At 72.1% G+C, this 19,265-nt stretch carries 20 protein-coding genes; 18 read left to right on the top strand and 2 right to left on the bottom strand.

Features of this window, described 5'->3' with window-relative positions:
• Positions 1–115: 115 nt before the first annotated feature.
• Both VFE05_22015 and VFE05_22020 read right to left on the bottom strand, forming a co-directional pair.
• Positions 116–1,462 carry an MFS transporter gene (locus VFE05_22015; GenBank protein HET6232767.1) on the bottom strand — a complete coding sequence of 449 codons (1,347 nt, stop codon included), beginning with the start codon at positions 1,460–1,462 and terminating at the stop codon, positions 116–118.
• A gap of 78 nt (positions 1,463–1,540) precedes the next feature.
• Complete coding sequence (locus tag VFE05_22020) at positions 1,541–2,851, bottom strand: 1-acyl-sn-glycerol-3-phosphate acyltransferase (GenBank protein HET6232768.1); 1,311 nt, start codon at positions 2,849–2,851, stop codon at positions 1,541–1,543.
• Positions 2,852–3,140: 289 nt separating this feature from the next.
• Between VFE05_22020 and VFE05_22025 the strand changes: the two genes are divergently transcribed.
• The 18 genes from VFE05_22025 to tsaD all read left to right on the top strand — a co-directional run bounded on the left by VFE05_22025 (position 3,141) and on the right by tsaD (position 18,931).
• Positions 3,141–4,211, top strand: coding sequence for a hydrolase (locus tag VFE05_22025; protein HET6232769.1), 1,071 nt, complete (start codon positions 3,141–3,143; stop codon positions 4,209–4,211).
• 216 nt (positions 4,212–4,427) lie between these two features.
• The gene (locus VFE05_22030) at positions 4,428–5,588 is read left to right on the top strand and encodes a hypothetical protein (protein ID HET6232770.1); all 1,161 of its coding nucleotides are present in this window, start codon (positions 4,428–4,430) and stop codon (positions 5,586–5,588) included.
• Positions 5,589–5,667: 79 nt separating this feature from the next.
• Entirely contained in the window at positions 5,668–6,516 is an 849-nt protein-coding gene (locus VFE05_22035) for an HD domain-containing protein (GenBank protein ID HET6232771.1), read from the top strand.
• Positions 6,517–6,527: 11 nt separating this feature from the next.
• A complete protein-coding gene (locus VFE05_22040) occupies positions 6,528–7,007 on the top strand; it encodes a putative molybdenum carrier protein (protein HET6232772.1) in 480 nt (159 codons plus the stop codon).
• 174 nt (positions 7,008–7,181) lie between these two features.
• Complete coding sequence (locus VFE05_22045; GenBank protein HET6232773.1) at positions 7,182–7,667, top strand: hypothetical protein; 486 nt, start codon at positions 7,182–7,184, stop codon at positions 7,665–7,667.
• Between the two features lie 224 nt (positions 7,668–7,891).
• Positions 7,892–8,806: a hypothetical protein gene (locus VFE05_22050; protein HET6232774.1), complete on the top strand. Its 915-nt coding sequence runs from the start codon at positions 7,892–7,894 to the stop codon at positions 8,804–8,806.
• Positions 8,807–9,018: 212 nt separating this feature from the next.
• Positions 9,019–10,218 carry a tRNA guanosine(34) transglycosylase Tgt gene (gene tgt / locus VFE05_22055; GenBank protein ID HET6232775.1) on the top strand — a complete coding sequence of 400 codons (1,200 nt, stop codon included), beginning with the start codon at positions 9,019–9,021 and terminating at the stop codon, positions 10,216–10,218.
• A 21-nt stretch (positions 10,219–10,239) separates the two neighbouring features.
• On the top strand, positions 10,240–10,551 hold the full coding sequence (gene yajC / locus VFE05_22060; GenBank protein HET6232776.1) for a preprotein translocase subunit YajC: 312 nt from the start codon (positions 10,240–10,242) through the stop codon (positions 10,549–10,551).
• A 19-nt stretch (positions 10,552–10,570) separates the two neighbouring features.
• Positions 10,571–11,065: a peptide deformylase gene (def, locus tag VFE05_22065; protein ID HET6232777.1), complete on the top strand. Its 495-nt coding sequence runs from the start codon at positions 10,571–10,573 to the stop codon at positions 11,063–11,065.
• Positions 11,062–12,006 carry a methionyl-tRNA formyltransferase gene (gene fmt / locus VFE05_22070; GenBank protein ID HET6232778.1) on the top strand — a complete coding sequence of 315 codons (945 nt, stop codon included), beginning with the start codon at positions 11,062–11,064 and terminating at the stop codon, positions 12,004–12,006. Before def ends, fmt begins: the two co-directional genes overlap by 4 nt.
• A complete protein-coding gene (locus VFE05_22075; GenBank protein ID HET6232779.1) occupies positions 11,990–12,628 on the top strand; it encodes a thiamine phosphate synthase in 639 nt (212 codons plus the stop codon). Before fmt ends, VFE05_22075 begins: the two co-directional genes overlap by 17 nt.
• 555 nt (positions 12,629–13,183) lie before the next feature.
• On the top strand, positions 13,184–13,402 hold the full coding sequence (gene thiS / locus VFE05_22080; GenBank protein ID HET6232780.1) for a sulfur carrier protein ThiS: 219 nt from the start codon (positions 13,184–13,186) through the stop codon (positions 13,400–13,402).
• 225 nt (positions 13,403–13,627) lie between these two features.
• Entirely contained in the window at positions 13,628–14,437 is an 810-nt protein-coding gene (locus VFE05_22085; GenBank protein ID HET6232781.1) for a thiazole synthase, read from the top strand.
• Positions 14,438–14,453: 16 nt separating this feature from the next.
• Positions 14,454–15,767 (top strand): 16S rRNA (cytosine(967)-C(5))-methyltransferase RsmB, encoded by a 1,314-nt coding sequence (rsmB, locus tag VFE05_22090; GenBank protein HET6232782.1) that lies wholly within the window; start codon positions 14,454–14,456, stop codon positions 15,765–15,767.
• Positions 15,768–15,778: 11 nt separating this feature from the next.
• Complete coding sequence (locus VFE05_22095; GenBank protein HET6232783.1) at positions 15,779–16,636, top strand: PASTA domain-containing protein; 858 nt, start codon at positions 15,779–15,781, stop codon at positions 16,634–16,636.
• Between the two features lie 41 nt (positions 16,637–16,677).
• Positions 16,678–17,238 carry a redoxin domain-containing protein gene (locus tag VFE05_22100; GenBank protein HET6232784.1) on the top strand — a complete coding sequence of 187 codons (561 nt, stop codon included), beginning with the start codon at positions 16,678–16,680 and terminating at the stop codon, positions 17,236–17,238.
• Positions 17,235–17,873 (top strand): hypothetical protein, encoded by a 639-nt coding sequence (locus tag VFE05_22105; protein HET6232785.1) that lies wholly within the window; start codon positions 17,235–17,237, stop codon positions 17,871–17,873. Before VFE05_22100 ends, VFE05_22105 begins: the two co-directional genes overlap by 4 nt.
• Positions 17,870–18,931 (top strand): tRNA (adenosine(37)-N6)-threonylcarbamoyltransferase complex transferase subunit TsaD, encoded by a 1,062-nt coding sequence (gene tsaD, locus VFE05_22110; GenBank protein HET6232786.1) that lies wholly within the window; start codon positions 17,870–17,872, stop codon positions 18,929–18,931. The genes VFE05_22105 and tsaD overlap by 4 nt, the downstream gene beginning before the upstream one ends.
• The last annotated feature ends 334 nt before the right edge of the window (positions 18,932–19,265 follow it).

Below are 19,265 nucleotides of genomic sequence, written 5' to 3' on the forward strand. Positions count from 1 at the left end.
GGGGGAGGGGAGCTGGATCACGGTAGCGGAAAGACTTGCGTCGTAGGGTGGATGCGAAGCGGACCGCGGATCGGAATCCGCGGTTCGGTGGGCATCTCACGTTGCCCTGGACCGATTAGGCCAGGTCGGGGCCTTCCCACTTGCGGGGGGCGTCGTTCACGGGGCGGAGGATGAAGTAGGCGGCGAAGATCATCAGCATCAGGACGAGGACGGAGATGCCCTGGCCTACGGCGGGCTTCATGCCCAGGCGCTGGATGGTGAACCACGTCGTCGCGGCCCACACGAGCGGGCCGGTGATGGCGGAGAAGCGGCCGACCATGCCGTACAGGCCGTAGAACTCGCCGATGCGCGCGGGTGGGGTCAGGCGCAGCATGTACGGCCGGTCCGCCGCCCACACGCCGCCCAAGCAGAAGCCCGCGGCGGCGGCGACCAGGAAGAGCGTCCACAGCGGCAGGCCCAGGATGCCCACCGCGCCCGCCCCGGCGAAGATCGCCATCCAGCAGAGCAGCACCGCGGTGAGCGTGCGCTTGGGGCCCAGGCGGTCCGTCATCCATCCCCAGAAGAAGCCGCCCACGATGGCGAAGGCGATGGCGACGGCCATGATCTTGGGCGCTTTCGCCTGCCCGTCGGCCTCGCTGAGGCCGGTGCTGACGGCCACGTTCACCGTGTACAGCACCATGATGCTGATCACGGTGTTGATGGAGTCCGTGTAGAAGATGCGGCCCACGAGGAACCGCAGCAGCCCCGGGTAGCGCCCGCCCGAGCGCAGCGTGCGGATGGTCTCGCGCGTGGACTCCACCGCCATGGCCGGGGTGATGGGGCGCGGGTTGGGGTTGCCGCGCTCGCGCATCCAGAAGAAGCAGGGCAGGGCGAAGAGCAGGAAGGCGCCGCCGATGGCGGTGAAGAGCACCGGCTTCGGCTGGTCGCGCAGCAGGTAGCCCAGCCCGAGGGCCACGAACGAGCCCAGGTAGCCCAGCCCCACGCCGATGCCGCCGATCTTGCCGCGCGTCTCCTCGGTGCTCACCTCGGGCAGCAGCGCGTCGTAGAACTGGAGGCCGGCCTGGTAGGCGATGTTGGCGACGATGAAGAAGACGGCGGTGAGCGTGAACCCGGCCCGCGCGAGCAGCGCCGTGAAGAAGACGCACACCAGCGTGCTCACCACCAGGAACGGCATGCGGCGCCGCGCGCGGTCGGTCATGGCGCCCAGCAGCGGCGACAGCACGAAGATGAACGCCATGGAGATGCCGGTGATCACGCCGTACGACGCGTCCGCACGCTGGGGGCCCACCTGCTCGCGCACCCAGAGCGAGAAGTACACCGAGATCACACCCATGCTGAAGATGGTGTTCGCCAGGTCGTAGAGCCACCAGCCCGCCACCGCGCGCCGGGTGATGACGTGCGGCGGGCGATGAGGCGTTTCCGGCAGCGCCTCGGCGGGCGGGATGTCGTTCTCCAGCTTCATGCGCGGTCCTCTCGGATCGGGGAAGTCGGGGGGGATGCTGTGCGGCCGGGAGATGCGCGGCGGGCGGGCCCTCGCGCGTCAGGCGGTGGCGTGTTCGCGAAGCGCGCCGATGCGCACGGCCAGGTCGCGCTGGCGCTGGCGGAGCGCGAGGATGGTCTCGCGGCGGCGGGCGCGCAGGAAAAAGCGCCTCGCCTCGCCCGTGGCGCGCTCCCAGCGGTCCGCGACGAGCACGGTGACGAAGGCGACGGCGGGGAGCGCCACGAGAGCGGCGAGGCCGGCGATCCAGCCCCAGCGCCACGCGGCGAGCCCGGCCAGCAGCAGCGTCCACGCGACGTGGAAGATGCCGCCCATCAGCAGCTTGTACGTGGCGCGCACGTCGCGCTCCGGCCTCGCGCGTGCCTCCGCGACGCCGGTGAGGCGGTACGGCAGGTAGAAGAGGACGATGCCGATCGCGGCGGCCGGCGCGCCCAGCAGGAAGAACGCGAGCTGCCGGAAGACCCACGCGGCGGCGACCTTCGCGTCCGGCCCGGCGAGCTGGTCCGGCCGCATGCCCAGCACGCGCAGCAGCCGCCCGTGCGCACGCACGTCGCGCGCGAGGTCGGTCCAGTCCCCGCCGCCGCGGGCGCGCAGGTCCGCCAGCCGCCCGGTGATCTCGCGGATGCCGGCGACGCGGCGCGCGGGCGAGGGATCGGCCGCGTGCTCGGCGGCGAATACGGCCTCGGCCGTCTCCACGAGCGGCGCGTCTTCCCAGCGGGCGAGGTTGACGGTGACGTCGTGCAGCGCCTCGTCGATGCGGCGGGTCAGCTCGCGCACCGCATCTACGTCATCTTCACCCGCGTGCGCCAGGTCGTCCCACTCGACCAAGCTGCCGACGAGCGCGAACGCGTCGGAGCGGAACGTCTCCTTCTCCGGAAGCGAGAGGCCGACGGGGACGATGGGGAACGCGCCGCCCAGCAGCTGCGCCGCGCCCAGGGCGATGCGCGCGGCGCCCGTCTTGAGCGGCACGAGCGCGGGCTCGCTGTGGCTGGTGCCCTCGGGGAAGATGCCGACTGCGGCGCCCGCCGCCAGTGCGTCGTGCACGGCGCGGAAGGTGTTCTCGTTCTGGCCCATCGCCGCGGGATCGTCGGTCTTGCGGTACACGGGGATGGAGCCGGAGCCGCGGATCAGCCAGCCCACGAGCGCGTCGGTGAAGAGCGGCGCCTTCGCCAGGAACCGCACCGGCCGCCGCGCGACGGACACGACCATCGCCGGGTCGAGCAGCGAGTTCGGGTGGTTCGCCACCAGCAACGCCGGTCCGCGCTCCGGCACGCGCTGGCCTCCCGCCTCGAAGCGGTAGAAGACGCGCAGCGCGAGCGCGGATACCTGCGAGAAGACGGGGAGAAGCCACACGGTCGGGGAGGGGGGGCCGGGTCGCGTCGTTGGCGCGCCAGGGATCGGCGCGCCGGAGAGGGTGCCGGGAATATCGCCGCCGCCATGGCGGCGGGGAAGAGGCTGCGCCGGCCGACGGCCCTCCGACGACAGGAAGATGCGCATCCTCTTCGTCCGGATTGGGGCGAAGCACGGTTGCGCTTTCGACGCCAAGCCGAGACGCGGCGGGCTTGTCGCACCTCTGCGCGCGGACGATCTTCCGCCGGTGACGCCGCGGGGGCATGCGGCTGGCGGACACACGGGAAGCCCAATGACCCACATCTCCTTCACGCCCCGCCCGTTCCAGCCCGCCTGGTGGCTTCGCGGCGCCCACGCGCAGACGGTCGCGGGCCGCTTCCTGCGGCACATGCCCGCGCCCGCATTCCGCCGCGAGCGCGTGGAGACGCCGGACGGCGACTTCATCGACCTCGACTTCGCGGACGTGCCGGGCGCCGGGCCGCATTCGCCGCTGGCCGTCGTCATCCACGGGCTGGAGGGCAGCGGCGCGTCGGCCTACGTGGTCGAGACGTGCCGCCAGCTCGCTGAGCGGGGGATTCGCGGCGTGGCGATGAACTTCCGCTCGTGCAGCGGCGAGCCCAACCGCACCGCGCGCTTCTACCACGCGGGCGACACGGCGGACCTCGCGCTCGTGCTCGACCTCCTAGCCGAGCGTTTTCCAGCGGCGCCCATCGGCGCCGCCGGCTTCTCGCTGGGCGCCAACGTGCTGCTCAAGTATCTCGGCGAGCGTGGCGAGGATGCGCGCGGCCGAGTCCGGGCCGCGGTCGCCGTCTCGGTCCCGTTCGACCTCTCGGCGGGCGCGGACCACCTGGAGGCCAGCGCGGTGGGACGCTTCTACACGTCCGTCTTCCTGCGCTCGTTGCGCGACAAGTTCGACGCCAAGGGCGGGATGATGGACGGCACGTGCGACGCGGGCCGGGTGCGCGCCGCACGCAGCTTCCGCGATTTCGACGATGCGGCGACGGCGCGGCTGCACGGCTTCACCGGCGCGGACCACTACTACGCGCAGTCCAGCTCCGCCCGCTTCGTCGCCGCCGTTCGGGTGCCCACGCTCATCCTGCACTCCGCGGACGACCCGTTCCTCCCCGCGAGCGCCATCCCCCGCGACGCGATCCGCGCGAATCCGCACGTCGCCGCCGCCATCACCGACCACGGCGGCCACGTCGGCTTCATCGCCGGCAGCCCGTGGCGCCCGGACTTCTGGGCCGAGTCCGAAGCCGCCCGGTTCCTCGCGCAGCATCTACCATCGGGCGATTCGGTAGATGCGCATCTACCGGCCGATCCGCTCGACGCCGGTGCGCGGATGATGGAAGTCGCGGAGTAGGCAAGGGATTCGCAGGGGCAGGGCTGGCGGTTGAAACCGCGGCAACACCTGCGCAAAGTCCGCCTTCGCGGACTAACTGCGAGAGATAGCCGGGCTGAAGCTGCGACGCACGACGATGCTCCGCCAACCCTCTCCCACGCTGTCGTGGGGGAGGGTCGTCGAGCCCGAGCGAGGCGGGGAGGGGGCGCCCTTCCGCTATCCACCACACATCTCCCGATGCCGGATTCCGAGCAGGCGAGCACCGATCAGCCCCCAATCGCGCCCGACACCGCGGCCGCCGCGTTGGTGATCGTGCGCGCGGCGACGGTGCGCGTGATCCGCATCTTCGACGTGGCGGAAGAGGTGGACCTGGCGGCGGTGGAGAAGCTGCTGGCCGGGCGCGCGTCGGTGGCGCGCATCCGCCTGTCGCGCGTGGAGCCCAAGGCCATCGCCTTCGACGATCCGCCCGTGGTCACCGACCTGCTGGCGAGCGCGCTGGACGTGCGGGGCGAACGAGCGGAGACGCGGGCGACGGCACGGATCCACGCCTTCGGCATCGTGTCGCTCTCCATCGAGGTGGCGCTGCCGCACGCGATGGAGTGGCCGCGCTTCGAGACCTTCGCGCGCGAGGCCGAGCGCGAGGCGGCGGCGCTTCCGTTCTGGCGCACGGCGCTGGACGACCTGCTCCGCGCGCTGGCGCCCGCGCTCGACCAGCCCACGCCCACGCGCATGGAGGAGGACTACGCCATCGTCACCGTGCGCGACCTCCGGGCGCCGGTGCGCGCGTCGGCGCTGGCCACGGCCGTGGACCTCGTCCCGCTCCTCACGCACGACGCCCGGCCGCTCAGCGAGGCCGCCCGCCGCGACGTGCTGCGCCACGCGCTGTCGTACTACGAGGACGACCTGGTGGTGCTGAGCTGGGAGCGCGCGCTGGTGGTGGAGCCGCAGCCGGACGACGACGTCTCGGACGTGCTGGAGGTCGCCAACGCGCAGCTGCTGGAGCTGCGCTACTACGACGCGCTGCTGGACCGCGAGCTGCCGCGCATGTACCGGCTGGCCGCCGCCGTGCGCCGCCGCACCGCGCTGCGCCAGAACCGCTTCGCCAGCGCCGCCAACCAGATGCGCGGCCTGGTGGCCGAGGTCACGCAGATCACCGAGAAGGTGGACAACGCCATCAAGGTCACCGACGACGTGTACCTGGCGCGCGTGTACGGCGCCGCATTGGAGCAGTTCCGCATGCGCTTCTGGACGGGCTCCATAGACCGCAAGCTGTCGCTGATCCGCGACACCTACACGGCTCTGTACGACGAGGCCGTCGCCACGCGGGCGGAGTGGATGGAGACGGCCATCCTGCTGCTCATCCTGCTGGAGGTCGTGGTGGCACTGATCCGGCACTGACGGGCGGGCGGATCGCGCGCCGTGGGGTACGAAGAGACGGACGAAGGACGAGAACGGACCAGAACGGGAGACGGACGGAATGTCGGAAGTGCTTACACCGGAAGAATATCGCGCGGAGTTCGGGCGCACCGTGGCCGAGCGGTTCGCCAACCGCCTCACGCTGAACGTGCCCAGCCGCGGCAACAAGAAGGTGGAGAAGCTGATCGGGCTGATCAACGCGGACGAGGAGCTGTACGCGCTGTGGCTGGCGGCCAACGTGAACGCCGTGGAGCGGCTGGGGATGACCGACCACGGCCCCGTGCACGTGAAGATCGTGATGAACATCGCCGTCAAGCTGCTGCGCGTGCTCACCGAGCACGGCGTGGCGCCCGGCGTGGTCACCAACTACGGCATGGGGAACGACGACGCCGAGGTGGTGGTGATCCTCGCCGCGCTGCTGCACGACACGGGCATGTCCATCCACCGCAGCGACCACGAGGGCTTCTCGCTCTTCGTGGCGCAGGGGAAGATCAAGGAGCTGCTGGCGGAGCTGTACGATGTGCCCACCGCCACCGTGCTGCGCAGCGAGGTTCTGCACGCCATCATCGCCCACCGCTCCGGCGGCAAGCCGCTCACCGTGGAGGCCGGCGTGGTGCGCGTGGCCGATGCGCTGGACATGGCCAAGGGCCGCTCGCGCATCCCGTTCGCACAGGGCTCCACCAGCATCCACTCCATCTCCGCCGCGGCCATCGAGGGCGTGACCATCGAGGCGGGCACGGCCAAGCCGGTGCGCCTGCGCATCGAGATGTCCAACTCCGCCGGCGTCTTCCAGCTGGACCAGCTCTTCCGCGAGAAGCTGAAGGGCAGCGGCCTGGAGCCCTACGTAGAGGTGGAAGCCCATATCGAAGGCGAGGCCGAGAAGCGCCTCCTCACCAGCTTCCACCTGTAGATGGCCGGCTGATGGAAGCGGTGCTGCCGGTGCACGCCCGCGTCATCGTCTCCGGCGGGCAGACGGGCGTGGACCGCGCGGCGCTGGACGTGGCGATGGAGCTCGGATACGGAGTCGGCGGCTGGTGCCCGGCCGGACGCCTGGCGGAAGATGGACCCATCGACCCGCGCTATCCGCTTCGTGAGACGCCGTCGGCCGACGCTGCGCAGCGGACGGAGTGGAACGTGCGGGATGCGGACGGGACGGCGGTCCTGGTATCCGATGCGGCGAGCGCGGGGACGGACCTCACCGTGGCGACCGTGCGGCGGCTGGGAAAGCCGCTCTACCTGTGGCACGTGGGCTCGCCGGCGGACGTGGGCGCCTTTCGCCGCCGGATGCAGGTATACCGCGTGCGGACGTTGAACGTCGCCGGCCCGCGCGAGAGCGAGTCGCCCGGCATCTACGCCGCCGCATCCGCGCTGCTCCGCGAGTTGCTGGCGCCCGCGGGGTGACGCGTCGCCGTGCGGTTGGGCGGGGACGGCGGTTGTCGGTAGATGTCGGGGTGCCGATTGGCGGAGGATGCGGGGAGGCTGAGACGCAGACGAGATGAGGATCGTCGGGGCGTTGATTCGGTCGGCGGGGGCGGCGGGGGAAGATTGGCGGAGACCTTCAGCGGTGAGGCGGCGATGGATGGACCGCGAGACGTTCCGGTGCCGGACCGGCGGGTGAACCGGATGACGCGCGAGCAGCTGCGGGAGACGACGGGCGTGGACGTTCTGCCCGGCGTGGTGAGCCCCGCAGAGCTGCACGACAGCCTCCGTGCGCACTATCCCGCCGAGCTGCGCGGCACCGAGACCGCCGCCGAGGTGCTGGTGGACGTGGCGCTCGGCTCCGACGGCGAGGTGGAGCGCGTGGCCGCCGTGGAGCCCGGGCCGGACACGGACGTCCACATGGTACGCGTCGTGGAGGGCCACGTGATCCAGGCGCCGCCCGTGCCGGAAGAGCACCGCCCGCTCTTCGCCGCCGCCGCCCGCGACGCGCTCCGGGAGGTGCAGTTCACGCCCGCCCGGCGCGACGGCGAGAACGTGCCCTTCACCCTCCGCATGCATGTCCACTTCCGCCCGGCGTGGGGCGCCGCGCCACCTGCCGAGCACGACAGCTCCGACGGATAGGCATCATCACCGCGTCCGTCATCCACCGATCCCGGCGAGCTGATCCGCTGGAAGCACAGGCACGCCTTTCCGCACCACTTTCCGGCCCCCGCATCTACTCGCCCGGTCTCTCCGACCGAACGGCCGGCATGCTCAAAGCTCTTGCTCACCGGCCGGTCGATCGATCATCCTCCTCGGAGGTTCGGATTCGTCTCGTGTGCCCACCCGACCATGCGCGAGGTGACATGTCGTTCTTCCGGCGCAACGCAGCCCCGAAGACGGAGACCTTCGAAGCCGTCGAGGAGTACGGCCGCCTGGCGGCGATCTGGGTCCTGTCGTGCAACGACGAGAACCCCGCCATGTCGTATCTGGGGATCATGCACCGCGTGGGCCTGCCGAACCGGGCCGCGGCCGAGGCGCTTGTGCACGCGCGCCCGGAGCTGTTCCGGAAGCGTCTTCCCGCGCCGCGGCTGGAGGCGTGGAAGACCGAGATGATGCAGAACAAGCGGCTTCCCCGGTGGCTGCGCGAGAAGGAGGAGAAGGAGCGCAAGGAGATCATCGCGGCCCTGACGCCGGAAGATTTCTTCCGCAACCAGTTCCGCACCGCGCCCGACGCGCCGGTCACGTCCGTAGAGCTGCTGGACTGGGGCCTGGAGCACATCGACCGGCTGCGAAAAGCCGCCGTGGACGCGGCGGACGAGCACTTCAAGCGCGTGCAGACCTTCGTGATCCCCATGCTCTCCACCGCGGTGGCCGTCGCGGCGGTGGCCAGCGGATGCTGGCAGCAACAGCAGCAGGCGGCGGCGGGCGTTCAGCTCAAGAAGTACGAGCTGTCGTACGGCCCGCGCCAGCAGGCGTACCGCGAGTTCATGCAGGCGGCCACGATGGCATCCAGCTCCGCCACGGCGCAGAACCGCCCCGGCGTCGCGGATGCCTCGCGGAACATGGAGGTGGCGTTCTACGGGCTGGAGCCGTTCCTCTCCGAACAGGAGCGTTCCACGGTCTGGAACGAGTTCGCCGTGCTGTCGATCGACTGCCTCAAGCTCGCCGACTCGCCAGACGGGGCGACCGAGGTGGAGCTGAAGAAGCGCATCGTGGCGGAGCGGATGAACCTCCGGCAGCAGCTCACGGCGGCGCTCTTCGCCCGATCCGAGGTGTAGCCGCAGAGCGCGGGCACGGAACGCATCGGCTCGGGACTCCCCCTCTCGTCTGGACGGGAGCACGGCGAACGCGTCTCGCCAGAAAACCCATCCTGCCGCCGTTCCCGCATCTCCGCGCGTCCCGTTGTTCCTTCCGGCGCTTGATTTATCCCCTTGCTTCCGTCAGAATACCGGTTTACCCGGGCATCTCCGCATCCAGCATCGCGTGGTGGGTGCCGGCATCGCTGTCGCAACATCCGAAGCAAGGGGCGGGCACGCTGTTCGAGTTCGAGATCGAGGCCACGGAAGGCGCGGCGCGCGCCGGCACCCTCACGCTGCCGCACGGCGAGGTGCGCACGCCGGTGTTCATGCCGGTGGGCACGCAGGCCACGGTGAAGACGCTCACCCCCGAGGAGACCAAGGGGCTGGGCGCGCAGATCATCCTGGGCAACACGTACCACCTGTACCTGCGCCCCGGCCACGAGCTGGTGCGGGAGATGGGCGGCCTCCACAAGTTCCAGAACTGGGACCGGCCCATCCTCACCGATTCGGGCGGCTTCCAGGTCTTCTCCCTCTCCGACATCAACACGATCGAAGAGGAGGGGGTGACCTTCCAGAGCCACATCGACGGCTCGCGGCACCTGTTCACCCCCGAGCGGGTGATGGAGATCGAGCGCGCGCTGGGCGCCGACGTCATCATGGCGTTCGACCAGTGCCCTCCCGGCCAGGCCAGCCACGCCCTCGCCACCGAGGCGTACGAGCGCACGCTGCGCTGGCTGGAGCGCTGCCGTAAGCGCTTCGCCGAGCTGCCGGCCGAGGATCCGGACGGGCCGGTGCAGACGCTCTTCCCCATCGTGCAGGGAGGGGCGCACCCGGACCTGCGCGTGGCCTCAGCGCGCGCGACGGTCTCCGCGGGCGACTGGCACGGGATCGCCATCGGCGGCCTCTCCGTCGGCGAGCCCAAGCCGGTGATGTACTCCATGCTCGAGGCGCTGCAGCCGGAGCTTCCGCCCGCGCTGCCGCGCTACCTGATGGGCGTGGGCTACCCGGACGACCTGCTGGAGGCCATCGGGCGCGGGGTGGACATGTTCGACTGCGTGGCGCCCACGCGGAACGGGCGCAACGGCGCCGTGTGGGTGGAGAGCGAAGGCCAGGTCAACATCAAGGGCGCCCGCTTCCGCGGCGACGCGGGGCCGCTGGACCCGGACTGCGACTGCTACACCTGCCGCACCTACACGCGGGCGTACCTGCGGCACCTATTCATCGCGGGCGAAGGGCTGAGCATGCGGCTGCTCTCCATCCACAACCTGCGCTTCCTGGTGCGCCTGGCGGAGACGGCGCGCGAGAAGATCAAGAGCGGCGAGTTCACCGGCTGGAGCGCCGAGTGGCTGGCCCGCTTCCGCGCCGCGCGGGCGACCGCCGCGGCGCGCTGACCCCAGCGAAAGAGAACGAGCGTGGCTTCGGCAATGATGCTTCAGGTGGGCGGCGGCGGCTCCGCGTGGGTCTCGGTGGTGCCGCTCGTGATCATGGTGGCCATCTTCTACCTGCTCGTCTTCGTGCCCCAGGCGCGGCAGCGGAAGGCGCACCGGAAGATGGTCTCGTCGCTGTCCAAGGGCGACCAGGTGGTCACGCTGGGCGGCCTGATCGGTGAGGTGGTGAGCGTGCGCGACGACGTGGTCACGGTGCGCACCGGGCAGGCCGTGGTGGCCGTGGAGCGCGAGCGGATCGCGCGGCGCACGGGCGGCCCGGCCGCCGCGAAGAAGTAGCACGGGAGATATTCCGACGATGGCAAAGCTGAAGATCGCGGAGCTGGGCGAGGACGTCCTCCGGCGCCGCGCCGACGAGGTGCCCGGCCCGGATGCCGAGCTGGACAGGCTGATCGACGACATGTTCGAGACGATGTACGACGCGGGCGGCATCGGCCTGGCCGCGCCGCAGATCGGCGTGTCGCGGCGCGTGATCGTGGTGGACGTGAAGGAGGAGGGCAGCGAGCCCTTCGTGCTCCTCAACCCGCGCATCGTGGAGAAGAGCGAGCGGCGCGAGAAGGGCGAGGAGGGCTGCCTGAGCATCCCCGGCATCTCCGGCGTGGTGGACCGGCCGGCCGAGATCGTGGTCGAGGGCCTGGACCGCGCGGGCAAGCCCGTGCGGATGGAGGCCGGCGAGCTGCTGGCGCGCTGCCTCCAGCACGAGGTCGACCACCTGGACGGCGTGCTGTTCATCGACCATCTCGGCCCCTTGAAGCGGAACATGCTGCTCAAGAAGTGGAAGAAGCGCACGTGAGGGTGCTCTTCTGGGGGACGCCGGAGTTCTCCATCCCCGCCCTGCGCGCGCTGGGCGAGGAGGGGCACGACGTGGTGGGCGTCGTCACGCAGCCCGACCGGCCGGCCGGTCGCGGGCGCGGCGTGCACATGTCCCCCGTGAAGCAGGACGCCATCGCCGAGGGCATCCCCGTGCTGCAGCCGGAGAAGGCGCGCGGCGACGAGTTCATGGCGCAGGTCCGCGCGCTCCAGCCGGACGTCTCGGTCGTCGTGGCGTACGGGCAGATCCTGAAGCCCGAGGTGCTGGCGCTGCCGCGGCTGGGGTCGCTCAACATCCACGCTTCGCTGCTGCCGGAGCTGCGCGGCGCGGCGCCCATCCAGTGGGCCATCCTGCGCGGGCACGAGCAGTCCGGCGTCACCATCATGCGCATGGAGGCGGGGCTGGACAGCGGCCCCATGCTGCTGCGCGTGGAGGAGCCCATCCGCGAGGACGAGTCGTCGAGCGAGCTTGCCGCGCGCCTGGCGGAGATCGGGGCCGAGGCGCTGGTGGAGACGCTGGCGATGCTGGAGGACGGCGAGGTCCAGGAGATCCCGCAGGACCTCGCCCTCGCCACGTACGCACCCAAGCTGAACCGCGAGACGGCGCGCATCGACTGGACGCGCACCGCGGCCGAGGTCGCGCTGTGGATGCGCGGCATGGACGACGTGCCCGGCGCGTGGAGCACGCTCGGAGCCAAGGGCCCGGTCAAGCTCTTCCGCCCCCGCGTCGAATCGTCTTCGGGAGATGCGGAGCCGGGGACGGTGATCGAGGCCGACGCGGAGGCCGGCGTGCTGGTCGCCACGGGCGAGGGCGCGGTGCGCGTGCGCGAGGTGCAGCCGCCGGGCAAGCGCCGCATGGGCGCGGGCGAGTGGGTGCGCGGCCGCGGCGTCGCCGCCGGGGAGCGCTTTGGAGACGCCGCCTAGGCCCGTCCCCCCGCTCCACGCCGTCACCGACGACGCGGTCCTCGCGCGCCCGGACTTCCTCTCCGCCGCGCGGAGGGTGATCGAAGCGGGTGGCCCGCGCCTCGCGCTCCACCTGCGCGGCCCCGCGGCGAGCGGACGGGAGATGCACCGCCTCGCATCTTCCCTCGCCGCCGCCGCGAACGATGCGGGCGCGACCCTGATCGTGAACGACCGCGTGGACGTGGCGCTCGCGGCCGGCGCGCACGGCGTGCAGATCGGCGCGCGCGGGCTGCTTCCGGGAGATGCACGGCGGCTGGTGGGAGATGCGCGGCTGCTCGGCGTCTCCGTCCACTCCGCGGCCGAGGCGGAAGCGGCGGTGGATGCACGGCCGGACTTCTTTCTCGCCGGTACGGTGTACCAGACCGCGTCGCATTCCGGGAAGCCGGCGGATGGCCTGCAAGCCATCTCCCGTCTCGCGCCCTTCGCCGTCCCGCTGATCGCCATCGGCGGCATCACGCCGGAGCGCGTGCCGGCCGTGCTCGCCGCGGAAGCCACGGGCATCGCCGCGATCCGCGGCATCTGGGATGCGGCGGACGAGGGGGAGGCGGTTCGGAAGTACCTGGCGAGGCTGCCTGGCGGTTGAACCCGCAGCAACGACTGCGCAAAGTCGGCCTACGGGGACTAACCCCGAGGCTTCCATCGGTGATGAGGTTCGGGCACGCAGCGAAGCCCCAACCCTCTCCCGCTTGCGGGGGAGGGTGCGAGCCTAAGCGAGCGGGAGGGGGCGCTTCCGCTGCGACGAGAGGCCGGTTCGCAGGCAGCTTCTGCCTGGCGGTTGAAACCGCGGCAACGACTGCGCAAAGTCCGCCTTCGCGGACTAACGGCGCGGTGGGGAGTTCGGTGCGGCGCCTGGCTCCTGCGCATGCGGAAGGGCGTCGGATGCGATGAATCGCACCCCTACACATCCGGGCTGCTTCGCGGTGTTTGAGGAAGTCGCGGCAGCGACCTTCGACCATGCGGCGGCGCTGCTCGACCCGCCCATCCGCAGCGCGCAGCGCGAGTCGCCAGCGCAGCAGGGGCGAGGGGCAACGCTCGACTCATACCATGCCTCGGCGGCGCCAATGGCGTGCCTTCCCCCGCTTGCGGGGGAGGGCAGGCGAGCCTTGCGAGCCGGGTGAGGGCCCTTTCAGGAGCACCAATGCCGAACGATACCCTGGTCCCCGTCCGCATCAACGGCGACCTTCGCGACATCCCCGCCGGCCTCACGGTCGCCGGGCTGCTCGGCCACCTAGACCTCCATCCGCGGATGGTCGTCGTCGAGCGCAACGGCGAGATCCTGCGCCGCGACGCGCTGGAATCCACGTCCGTCGACGCCGGCGACTCGCTGGAGCTGGTGCACTTCGTCGGCGGCGGCTGATCGGCGGAGACGCCGCGCATCTACCGATCGGCTGAGGTGCCGCGCATCTACAGTGAAGATGTATGACGTCGATGGAGACGAGCCGGGTTTTGCGAGATGTGGGACGACGAGAAGCACTGCATCTACCGATGTGTTCGGGAGATGCGGGGCGATGAAGTGACCGGGCCGCCGCGGCGGACGGATGGAAGAGACGTGCAACGCGGCGCGGGCCGCACGGAGGGATAGATGACCGAGATCGCGATGGTGCCGGAGGTGGACGCGGGCGACGAGCCGCTGGTGATCGCGGGGCGCACCATGCGCTCGCGGCTGCTGGTGGGCACGGGCAAGTACCGCGACAACGAGCAGATGGTGCAGGCCATCGAGGCCAGCGGTGCCGAGGTGGTGACCGTGGCCGTGCGCCGCGTGGACCTGGACCGAACCAAGGAGGAGGGCGTCCTCTTCCACCTGGACCCCGAGCGCTACCTGCTGCTCCCCAACACCGCCGGCTGCTACACGGCCGAGGACGCGATCCGCTACTCGCGCCTGGCGCGCGCCGCCGGCTTCACCGACTGGGTGAAGCTGGAGGTGATCGGCGACCAGGAGACGCTGCTGCCGGACGCCGAGGCGACGCTGAAGGCCGCGCGGGAGCTGGTGGCGGACGGCTTCAAGGTCCTCGCCTACACCAACGACGACCTCATCACCGCGCTGCGGCTGGAGGACGCGGGCTGCGCGGCGGTGATGCCGCTCGCCTCGCCCATCGGCAGCGGATTGGGGCTGGTCAACCCGTTCAACATCCGCACGATCAAGTCGCGCCTGAAGGTGCCCGTGATCGTCGATGCCGGCGTGGGCACGGCGTCGGACGCGGCGGTCACGATGGAGCAGGGCGTGGACGGCATCCTGATGAACACCGCGCTGGCCGAGGCGCAGGAGCCGGTGCGAATGGCGCGCGCCATGGCTCTGGCGACCGAGGCCGGGCGGCTGGCGTACCTGGCCGGCCGCATGCCGCGCCGCGAGCGCGCGGTGCCCAGCAGCCCCCGCCGCGGGATGCTGGATTGAGCCGGAAGCCGCGCTCGTGAACGGACGGGTCACCCCCTCGCGCCGCGCCGCGCTGGACGTGCTGCGCCGCGTTCGCGCAGGCGAGCTGGCAGACCGCGCGCTCGACCAGGCCACCGGGCGCCTGGACCCGCGCGACCACGGCTTCACCCAGGAGCTGGTGTACGGCACATTCCGCCTGCGCGGGCGGCTGGACCACCTGCTCGGCGGGCTGGTGAAGGGCGGCACGGCGGCGCTGGAGCCGGACGTGCTGGACGTGCTGCGCCTGGGCGCCTACCAGCTCCTGGAGATGGGCGGCGTCCCGGCCTACGCCGCCATCTCGCAGTCGGTCGATCTCGTGCGCATCGCGGGCTCGCCCAAGGCGGCGGGGCTGGTGAACGGCGTGCTCCAGAACCTCCAGCGCCGCGGCGACACCATCCCCGTACCCGACGCGGAGCAGGCCCCGGGCGACTACCTGTCCACCTGGGGCTCGCACCCGCGCTGGCTGGTCGACCGGTGGATCGGCAGATGGGGCGCGGAGGCCACGCGCTCGCTGGTGGATGCGGACAACACGCGTCCGGAGCTGTACCTGCGCCCGCTCGGCATCTCCGTGGCGGAGGCGGTGGAACGGCTCGCGGCGGCGGGAATCGGCGCGGAGCCGGTCGCCTTCTCGCCCGATTCGTTGCGCGTGCTGCCGCCTGCGAGCGCCGCCGACGCGCTGGCCGCGGTCCCCGCGGTGGTGCAGGACCCCGCCGCGGCGCTCGTCGTGCGCTACGCCGCGGTGCCCGCGGGCGCGACGGTGCTCGACCTGTGCGCGGCGCCGGGCGGCAAGGCGTTCGGCCTCGCGTCCACCGCGGACCACGTCGTCGCGGCGGACAACTCGTACCGCCGCCTGGCGCGCGTGCGCGAGAACGCGCGGCGGCTGGACGCCGCGCACCGGGTGCGCGCCGTCGTCTCCGACGCTCGAAACCCCGCCTTCCGCCCGGCGGACGCGGTGCTGCTGGACGCGCCGTGCACGGGCACCGGCACCTTCCGCCGCCACCCGGACGGCCGCTGGCGCGTGGGCGAGGGCGATCTGGATGCGCTGGCGAAGCTCCAGGCGGAGCTGCTGGACGCCGCGGCGCCGCTGGTGCGCGGCGGCGGGCTGCTGGTGTACTCCACGTGCTCGCTGGAAGGGGAGGAGAACGAGGTGCAGATCGACGCCTTTCTCGGCCGTCACCCCGAGTTCTCCATCGAACCCCCGAACGATGCGGTGGATGCGGAGCTGCTGGACGACGCGGGCCGCCTCTCGGTGCTGCCGCAGCGGCAGGGCGTGGACGGTGCCTTCGCCGCGCGCCTGCGGAGGACGGCGTGAAGCCGGAGACGGTGAGGCGTCCACGCCCCGCGGCATCCGCCCTGCGCGTCCCGGCGGCGTCCGGCAGCCGCCGCGGGCGTATCGCGAAGCTCATCCTGGCGGTCATCGCCGGAAGCTTCGTGCTCGGCTACCTGGCCGTGACGCTGCTCTTCTTCCCCGGCTTCGGGCGCGACGCGATCGTCACGGTGCCCGACCTGCGCGGCCGTCCGTATGCCGAGGCGCGGGGGATGACGGACCACCTGGGCCTGGTGATCGCGCGCGGCACCGCGCTCCCGAACCCGCGGATCCCCGCGGGCGCCGTGCTGGCGCAGGAGCCCATGCCGGGGCAGGAGGTCACGCGCGGCGGGGCGGTGCACGTCATCCTCAGCGCGGGCCCCGTGAAGCGTCGCGTTCCGTCCATCGACGGGATGGACGTGGACGACGCCACGGCGCTGCTCCGGAAGTTCGGCTTCACGGTCCGCATCGTCCGCGTCGTGAACCCCGCGTACGAAGGCAGGGTGCTGGCGATCCGCCCCGCCGCCGGGGCCGAGGTGCCGCTGCCCGCGTTCGCGGACCTGACGGTGAGCGCCGGCCCGCCCAAGATCCTCGCCCCCAGCATCCTGGGCCTGCCGCTGGACGCGGCCGCGGCGAAGCTGGACGAATCCGGGCTGGAGCTGGGCCGCGTGCAGTACGACCCCGCGTCGGCCGCGCCGCTGGGCAGCGTGGCGTCGCAGCGGCCCGAGGCGGGCGACAGCATCCGCCAGGGCGGATCGGTGGGGGTGACGGTCTCGGGCAGCGCGCCCATCCAGGCCGTGCCGGTGCCGGCGGACTCGTCGCAGCCGCCCGTGCCGGTCGCGGCGGCACCGACGGCCCCGCCTCCGGCGAAGTAGCTGGCGGCGGGCTCTACATCTACGGAAGACGGACGAGACAGATGGCGGAATCGCGCAGGCAGTGGATCATCGTGGGAGCCATCGTGCTCGTGCTCGCCGCGCTCATCGGAGCGGGGTGGACGATGCGCGGCCGCTTCGTGCCGGTGGACGTGGGCAGCCCTGCGCCCGACTTCGCCGTGCGCGACATGCAGGGGCGGCAGGTGAAGCTTTCCGATCTGCGCGGGCAGGTGGTGCTGCTGAACGTGTGGGCCACGTGGTGCGGACCGTGCCGCGAGGAGATGCCCTCCATGCAGCGCCTCTACACGAAGCTCGCGCCGGAGGGGCTGCACGTGGTCGCGGTCAGCATCGACGCCACGGGCGCGTCGGCCGGCAGCGCGGAGCATCCGGGCGGCGACGTGGGGGCGTTCGTGCGGCAGTTCGGGCTCACCTTCCCGGTCTGGCTCGATCCCGAGGGCGAGACGAGCCGCCTGTATCGCACGACCGGTGTGCCGGAGTCGTTCGTGATCGACCGCGACGGCAGCATCGTGAAGAAGGTGATCGGGGCGACGGAGTGGGACACGCCCGACAAGGTCGACCTCGTCCGCCGGCTGCTGAAGGAGTGAGCGGCCGCCTCTCGTTCCGGCGCCTGGCGGCGAACTGGGAGCTGAAGCTGGCCGCCCTGGCGATGGCCGTGGTTCTATGGGCCGTGGCCAGCGCCGAGCAGGACGCGTCGTGGTGGCTGCCCGTGCGCGTGGAGGCGGTGGTGCGCGACCCCGGCTACGAGCTGGTGGGCGAGCCCGTGCCGTCCACCGTCCGCGTGCGCTTCGCGGGGCCGCGGCACGAACTGTGGAACCTGGGCCTGCGCCCGCCCGCGCTGGTGATGGAGGTCCACGAGGTGGGGGGCAGCGGCCTCTACCGCCTCTCTCCGCAGATGGTTCGCCTGCCCGAGCGCCTGGCCGCCGACCCGCGCCTCGTCCGTCCCGAGGCGGTGAACCCCGCCGTGGTGCGGCTCGACGTCCGCCCCCTGGCGGGGCATCCGTCCGGCACGCGGACCGGACCAGTGCCGGCCGGGGAGTCGCGGGCGGACACCGCGTACGCGGGCGCACGCGCGAGCCTTCCGATCGGCTCCGCGGCGGGAGATTCGCAGATCGCGAATCCGTCGGACTCCGCGCATCTCCCGATCGTGCGGCGCGATTCGGCCGCCCCAGCATCTCCCGTCCGGCCCGCGCGGATCGATTCGGCGAGGGAACGGCCGTGAGCACGGCGCCGCTGGTGCTGGGCATCGAGAGCTCGTGCGACGAGACGTCGGCCGCCGTGCTGCGGGGCGAGACGGAGCTGCTGGGGCACGTGATCTTCACGCAGGACGTACACCGGCTGTACGGCGGCGTGGTGCCGGAGCTGGCGTCGCGCGCGCACCTGCGCACGGTGGACGACGTGGTCGCGGGTGCGCTGCGCGAGGCGGGCGTGACGCTGGACGACGTCGCCGTCGTGGGCGTGACGGCCGGGCCGGGGCTGATCGGCGCCCTCTTGGTGGGCGTGGCGTGGGCGAAGGCGGCGGCGTGGGCGGCGGGGAAGCCCGTCGTGGGCGTGCACCACATGGAGGCGCACCTGTTCGCCGCGCAGCTGGAGCACCCGGCCGCGAAGCCGCCGTTCATCGGCCTGCTCGTCTCCGGCGGGCACACCATGCTGCTGTGGGTGCCCGCGTGGGGCGAGTACCACCTGCTGGGCGCCACGCGCGACGACGCGAGCGGCGAGGCGTTCGACAAGGCGGCGAAGATCCTGGGTCTGCCGTACCCCGGCGGCCCGGCCATCCAGCGCGCGGCGGCGGACGGCGACCCGAAGCGGCACCGCCTGCCGCGGCCGCTGCTCACCCGAGCGCAGCGGCCGGGCGAGCGCGACTTCTACGACATGTCCTTCAGCGGACTGAAGACGGCGCTGCGGGTGAAGGTGCGCGACCTGGAAGGGCAGGGGATCGACCTCGCGCCCGAGGTGCCTCACCTCGCCGCGGCGTTCCAGGATGCCGTGGTGGATGTGCTCGCGACGAAGACGATGCGGGCCGTGAAGGAGACGCGGTGCACGCGCGTCGTCCTCGGCGGCGGCGTCGCCAACAGCCGCGCCCTGCGCGACGAGCTGAAGCGCCGCCTCGGCCCCGGCGGCGAGCTGTACCATCCATCGCCCCGGCTGGCGACGGACAACGGCGCCATGATCGCCCGCGCCGCGCTCTTCCACCACGAGCGCGGCGAGACGGCGGGGCTGGACCTGAACGCGCGGGCGGATCTGCCGTTTCCGGGGCTGCGGCCCTCACCCGGCTCGTAAAACTCGCCTGCCCTCCCCCGCAAGCGGGGGAAGGAACGGCGGCGGAGCATGCTGGGAACTCCGCGGTCTACGGTAGCGTCCGCGCTGCCGGATCGGTGGCGGACTCGCGCTGCGCGCTGCGGGAGGGGTGGGTCGAGCAGCATCGTCGGCACGGCTGGCGAACGGTTGCCATGGTAGATTCCGGCGCGCGATGGTGCTACGGCAGCAGCCCGCGCAGGCGGGCTTCGTGCCGTCGTAGCCCGCGGCTTTAGCCGCCCGGGCGATGCGGCGGCGACGCACCATCTCGAAACGGGCTGACTGGCCGAGTGCCCGGCTGTTCATCTCCCGAAACGCC

This window comes from Longimicrobiaceae bacterium (assembly GCA_035696245.1).
Taxonomy (GTDB): Bacteria; Gemmatimonadota; Gemmatimonadetes; order Longimicrobiales; family Longimicrobiaceae; genus DASRQW01.

Coding starts and splice junctions, on each gene's coding strand:
- VFE05_22100 (HET6232784.1), top strand. CDS start 16,678: ATGGCGGAATCGCGCAGGCAGTGGATCATCGTGGGAGCCATCGTGCTC.
- def (HET6232777.1), top strand. CDS start 10,571: ATGGCAAAGCTGAAGATCGCGGAGCTGGGCGAGGACGTCCTCCGGCGC.
- thiS (HET6232780.1), top strand. CDS start 13,184: ATGCCGAACGATACCCTGGTCCCCGTCCGCATCAACGGCGACCTTCGC.
- VFE05_22040 (HET6232772.1), top strand. CDS start 6,528: ATGGAAGCGGTGCTGCCGGTGCACGCCCGCGTCATCGTCTCCGGCGGG.
- VFE05_22035 (HET6232771.1), top strand. CDS start 5,668: ATGTCGGAAGTGCTTACACCGGAAGAATATCGCGCGGAGTTCGGGCGC.
- VFE05_22045 (HET6232773.1), top strand. CDS start 7,182: ATGGATGGACCGCGAGACGTTCCGGTGCCGGACCGGCGGGTGAACCGG.
- VFE05_22030 (HET6232770.1), top strand. CDS start 4,428: ATGCCGGATTCCGAGCAGGCGAGCACCGATCAGCCCCCAATCGCGCCC.
- VFE05_22085 (HET6232781.1), top strand. CDS start 13,628: ATGACCGAGATCGCGATGGTGCCGGAGGTGGACGCGGGCGACGAGCCG.
- VFE05_22025 (HET6232769.1), top strand. CDS start 3,141: ATGACCCACATCTCCTTCACGCCCCGCCCGTTCCAGCCCGCCTGGTGG.
- VFE05_22050 (HET6232774.1), top strand. CDS start 7,892: ATGTCGTTCTTCCGGCGCAACGCAGCCCCGAAGACGGAGACCTTCGAA.
- VFE05_22015 (HET6232767.1), bottom strand. CDS start 1,462: ATGAAGCTGGAGAACGACATCCCGCCCGCCGAGGCGCTGCCGGAAACG.